This window comes from Flavobacterium sp. YO12 (assembly GCF_004119495.1).
In the GTDB taxonomy this organism is placed as follows: Bacteria; Bacteroidota; Bacteroidia; order Flavobacteriales; family Flavobacteriaceae; genus Flavobacterium.
On record NZ_NRQU01000115.1, the window covers coordinates 1 to 5710 of the forward strand.

Annotated in this window: 5 protein-coding genes and 1 pseudogene; all 6 read right to left on the reverse strand. The window is 31.2% G+C overall.

The window, feature by feature from the left end; translation table 11 throughout:
- Positions 1-701, reverse strand: a pseudogene (locus tag BOW55_RS20365) (collagen-like protein); the annotation flags it as partial.
- Between the two features lie 529 nt (positions 702-1230).
- Positions 1231-2226, reverse strand: a complete 996-nt coding sequence (locus tag BOW55_RS20370) for a helix-turn-helix domain-containing protein (protein ID WP_129026260.1) — start codon at positions 2224-2226, stop codon at positions 1231-1233.
- A gap of 480 nt (positions 2227-2706) precedes the next feature.
- Positions 2707-3288 carry an AraC family transcriptional regulator gene (locus BOW55_RS20375; RefSeq protein WP_129026262.1) on the reverse strand — a complete coding sequence of 194 codons (582 nt, stop codon included), beginning with the start codon at positions 3286-3288 and terminating at the stop codon, positions 2707-2709.
- Positions 3285-3701 (reverse strand): hypothetical protein, encoded by a 417-nt coding sequence (locus BOW55_RS20380; RefSeq protein WP_129026264.1) that lies wholly within the window; start codon positions 3699-3701, stop codon positions 3285-3287. Before BOW55_RS20380 ends, BOW55_RS20375 begins: the two co-directional genes overlap by 4 nt.
- Positions 3701-4684, reverse strand: coding sequence for an AraC family transcriptional regulator (locus tag BOW55_RS20385; RefSeq protein WP_129026266.1), 984 nt, complete (start codon positions 4682-4684; stop codon positions 3701-3703). The genes BOW55_RS20380 and BOW55_RS20385 overlap by 1 nt, the downstream gene beginning before the upstream one ends.
- Positions 4685-4879: 195 nt before the next feature.
- Positions 4880-5392 (reverse strand): GNAT family N-acetyltransferase, encoded by a 513-nt coding sequence (locus BOW55_RS20390; RefSeq protein WP_371414551.1) that lies wholly within the window; start codon positions 5390-5392, stop codon positions 4880-4882.
- Between the last annotated feature and the right edge of the window lie 318 nt (positions 5393-5710).

Consider the following 5710-nt stretch of genomic DNA (forward strand, 5'->3'; position numbering starts at 1 on the left):
GCTAATTGACCTGGAGTAAAATCCTCATATTTGAAATCTTTTCCATCAATCCCATCAGCTCCGTCTTTTCCAGCTGCTCCATCAGCGCCTTTTAAACCAGCTAATTGACCTGGGGTAAAATCCTCATATTTAAAATCTTTTCCATCAATCCCATTGAGTCCTGGTAATCCTCTTGGTCCTGTCAAACCTGCTAAAGTAATTTCATGCAATTTTTCATCTTCATCTTTATACGTCAACACTTGAGTTGAAACATTATAATTTAATGATGTTAATGTTTGATAGGTTTTTACATTTTCACCTATATCTATAGTAGTTTTTTTACCATCTTCGCTTGAGTAAGTATAAGTACCGTTTCCATTGTTTAACAATGTGGTAATAGTTTCATTAAAATTGTCTATTTCATCTTTATTCACTATTCGCACCCACTTTACTCCATTCCAGTAATAAAACCCAGGCATTACATCATTAATTGTTTGTGTATTATAAACTAACAAACTCACAGCAGCTGTTCCTATCACAGGTGTTTGTAATGTAGTTTGTACCAGTTTTATGCGAGGTATAAGCATACCTTTGTTCGTAGCAGTAACATCCAACTGTGAGGATTGTTCTGGCGTAAGAGTTCCTATTCCAACCTGACTATACGAAACTGTTGAGAACAACAATAAACCCGTAAGTCCTAAAAAAGTGTTCTTTATTTTCATAACGTTAATAATTTAATTAGTAAAATGATATTTGGTTAGATTTTTCAAAATCAAAAGGTTAACATGAATTTTTTCTATTCTATCAGCAGCCAACAACAAAAAGAAAGATTCAGAACCTATTTGGTTTGAACAAACAACACGAATGATTTACATGGCAAAGGAACATATTACAACAGCCTAAAAACGTCAAAAAAACACCACTATAAGGTATATTTAGAGATTACACTGCCTATTCACTAATAAACGGTGTCCTTTTTGCCTCTTTTATAAGAATTATTCAAAGTTTTGAAGTTTTACAAAGCAATAACTATCTGAAACTATGGCAGTCACAGCATATTCTACCCCATATGAATTGAAAAGATTCACCTCAAAATTCAAAAGCCTAACAACTGAATTTATCCAGATATTAGGCCGTTGTTATCTTATTAAAAATCGCTTAGTAACTATATTAGTATCATTTTACAATTCATCATTCTTAATAGTCTTCTAAAAAAAGGATTACGACTATTATGCTTCCATATTTCTATTTTTAGTACGAACACTTAACAAAATCGTCTGATGGTTTTCTGCCATACTTTTTAAAATACAACGTGTTAAACTTGCTCACTTTACCAAAGTTTAACTCATATGCTACATCTGAAACCTTCTCAAAATTCTCACTTTTAAGCAGTTTATTTGCTAGAATCATTTTTTCTCTCACAAAAAACTGATTTGGTGTACTTACATACATTTTTTTAAACAGCGTTTTAAATTTAGTAGCCGACATTCCCGCTATTTCAGCCAAACTTTCCACACCAGGAAATCCTCTCATTAAATTATTTAGCAAATAATCCTTCGTTTGATTCAATGCTTTAGCTTCTTTTTTTGATATATGATGCAGCATCGGAGTAAGATTCGAATATCTGCTAATAAACTTAGCCAGCAATCTTAGGCTGACTCCTTTTAAATAGATTTCAAATGCGGGATCGAGAAAAGATTTATTTTTTATAGCATGCATGATTAATTTGCTGTTGCTGTCGATATGATCATAAAAAAACAGAGTGTTTTTATCACTTTTTATTTTACGTTTATGAGTGTGCTCTTTATTGGTATCTATAATCGAAGAACTTATTAATTCCTTGCTCACCAACAATCGCATGGCAAAAACACGTTCTCCAACAACGGGCTGAAATACATTCTCTATAGCATTATCAAAAACGCCTAATCCAAGATTTGCTTTATACCCAATTTTATGTTTGATTCCGTCGATATGTATTAAATTCATTTCGTCGCTAAAATCATAATGTATCACAAACAATCCGTTATCAGATTTAAGTCTTTTTAGATAAATATTTCTTTCAAATTTTAAATCTAAAAGAACAACAGAAAGTCCTTTTGTAACTGTTGTAAAGAAAAATCCGCCTTCAGCCACTTCTTTTGGTGCGATTAATAACTTATCATCAATTAATTCGGTTCCAAATTGTTCAGCAAGAGCTCTGAGCCATTTTGCCGATAACGAATAGGTATGTTCAATTTCAATCATCATTCAATTTTTATTTTATTAAAAAAAAGCAGCAAAAACTTTAACCTTTTCAGGTTAGTTATTTAAAAAGAAGTAAGATTTTTAAGGAAGGCTTTTGGGTATAGAATTCTTTTCAATAAAAAATACTATCGGGTAATAGAAGATAAATTCTCAATAAGGTATTCTCACCTCGTTCTTAATAAATAATTTACGGGGCAAATAGACGAATTTCAATAGCCTAAATACGTCATATAAATAACAGTATAAGGTATTTTTAGAATCGCTTATACAAATAAAAATGCAGTAAACTAATTCAACAAGTAGTGACAGAATTAGTTATTTTCTTTACGGGTAAAAAAATTACGAGTAAACTTAAGATTTCAAAAAAGGTTGACATCAAGAAAATAATAAGTAACGACATAATAAGACTTCCCTCCATTTTCTTTGAATAAGAACCTTTGGAGGATTAAGGAAAAAACTATAAATAAAAGTGTTTTTACAGTTTTAAAATTCTGATCTCATAAAATCATCAGAAGGCTTTTTTCCAAAATGTTGGAAATACGAGTTAGAGAACTTGCTTACTTTGCTATAGTTTAGCTTATAAGCGACATCAGATAAATCAACAAAATTTTCGCTTTTAAGAAGCTCTTGCGCGAGGATCATCTTTTGTCTTATAAAAAAATGATTTGGTGTGGTAACAAACATTTTTCTGAATAAGGATTTATATTTTGTAACAGACATTCCTGCCATTTCTGCAAGCATATCCACACCAGGAAATCCTATAAGTAAATTTTCCAGTAAATAATTTTTTGTCAAATTTAAAGCCTCAGCTTCTTTATCTGGTATATGATGAAGCAACTGTGCGAGGTTTGAATATCTATTGATAAACTTAGCTAGTAATCTTAAACTCACACCTTGCAGATAAATTTGAAATGAAGGTTCGAGAAAAGATTTATTTTTTATGTTATGTATAATCAACTTACTGTTACTATCAATATGATCGTAAAAATAGAGTGTATTTTTATCACTTTTAATTCTTCGTTTATTAGCATTTTTTAAATTTTGATCAGCAATCGATGCACTCAATATTTTTTATTTACTAATAAACGTAATGCAAAAACACGTTCTCCAACTACTGGTTGAAAAATATTCTCTATAGCATTATCAACAACACCAAGTCCTAAGTTGGCTTTATAACCAATTTTATGTTTGATTCCGTCAACGTGAATTAGATTTATCTCGTCACTAAAATCATAATGAATGATATACAAATCGCTATCTGATTTCAGTCTTCTAATGCAAATTTCTTTTTTAAACGTTAAGTCCAATAACACTACGGACAGCCCTGATGTAACTTGAGTAAAAAACACGCCGCCTTCTGCCAATTCAGGCATCAATATCACTTTACCGTCAATTACTTCCCCTCCCTCTCCAAGTTGTTCTAAATCTTGATACAACCAGTCGGGAGTTAAAGTATATATATGACGAATCTCTCTCATTACTCTAATTGTTTAATATAATCTTTTGGCGTCATTCCAAAAAACTCTTTGAATCTCGCCGCGAAATAGGAACTATTAGTGAAGCTTAGACTATCTGAAATCTGAGAAATAGTAAGTTGTCTTTCTTGCAATAGTCGTTTTGCTTTTAAGAGTTTGTTATTCAAAAAGAAAGCGTTCGGAGTCATTCCAGTTACTTTTCGAAACAGTTTTTTAAATTTTGATTCAGACATATTTGCCTGCTGTGCCAGAAATTCAATACTTGGAAATAATTCGTTCAAATTTTCAACTAAATAAGATTGTGATTTTATTATATATCTTAAATCATCTTCATTTATCTTATCAATGACTAGTTCTTCATAAGTCATTTTTTCAATATATTCTGCTAATAAATTCTGAACTGTTCCTCTTAAATAAAGATCAAAAGCGGTTCCTCCAACTTCTTGTGCACGCAAATTCGTTAATAAATTATAGCTGTCGTTACTCATTCTAGTAAACTTGACAATTGTATTTAAATTGGGATCAAAAATCTCTTCAGCATGTTCTTTTAAAGATGGATTGTCTTGAAAATACTCTTTTATCAATTCTTTTTTTATAAAAATACAAAGGGCAAAAGTTTTACTTCCTTCTTTAACAATATAATCTGAATACAAGGTACTGTCGAGTATAGCCAAATTCCAGTTCCATCTTCCTATAGGATTGGCAACATCATCTGACAACAAGAGAGCTTCTCCTTCGGTAAGGTTATAATAAAACCCCACAAAATCATCTGATTTGTTTTCTTGTCTCAAATGAATTTCTGAATTGTAAACGACATCAATGTACATAACAGAAATTCCTATGCCAAAATTTAAAAAATACCGGTCTCCAGTATGAATATGTTCAGGAACTACAATAAAATTACCTTCTACTTTTCCTTCAAGTTCTAAAGCAAATGGTTCGACCCAGTCCAACTCTACTCCGTAATGATGTGTAATTTTCTTCATTCTATAACTGACATATTTTGGTACTACTATTTTTACTAACAAAAATATAGATATTTTTATTTACTTTTTTATTCAGAGTATTATTTCAAATAAATTTTAGTTAAAAACTTGATTTTTTTAGAATAAAAACTAAATCAATACAATAAAACACTCTATTTAAGCAGTTTAAATATTTAAATTTTATAAAAACTTTTCTTATTTCGGATTGTAAAGCATAGCGGTACACAAACAGTTTTTTCGCTCTTTGCTCATTAAAATAGAACAATTGACACAAGAGTTACAATTCTCCCAGAAAGCTTCGTCGGTAGTTAGTTCAGAATAGGTGACGGGTTCAAAACCAAGTTCATGATTCATCTTCATTACAGCAAGTCCCGTCGTTAGACTGAATATTTTGGCTTTGGGATATTTTTTACGACTGAGCCAGAAAATCTTCTGTTTAATTTTTTTGGCAAGACCTGTATGCCTGAATTGCGGCGCAACTATTAACCCCGAATTAGAAACATATTCTCCATTATTCCAAGCGGAAATAAATGAAAAACCTGCCCAAGTCCCGTCTGATGCAAAAGCAATAACAGCTTCTCCTTTTTTCATTTTTTCCTCCAATAGTTCTGGCGAACGCCCCGAGATTCCAGTTCCTCGAGCTAAAGCTGATGACAGCGTCGTATTGCAAATTTCATTTAACCAAAATACATGATTAACATTGGCAATTTCGATTATAAAATTTGGTAATTCTTCTATCCCTTGATTATTGATTGATAAAATCGCTGGCTCAGAAAGTAAAAAGTCTTTGCCTATAAAGTCCAAAACAGGTTGTCGGGTTTTCATATTTTATTTAGCGTTTTTGGTTTCACTATTAATGTTAAAACAAAATAATATTTCCAAAATACGTACCAATACATACGTTACGCCACTATTGACGTGTTACAAGCTGTCTGTGTTTAGTTTACACCAATAATAAGATCTTTCTAAACGAACGATAGTCCTATCAAAATGATACTATTATATCATTTTGATATTGCCGTAAAC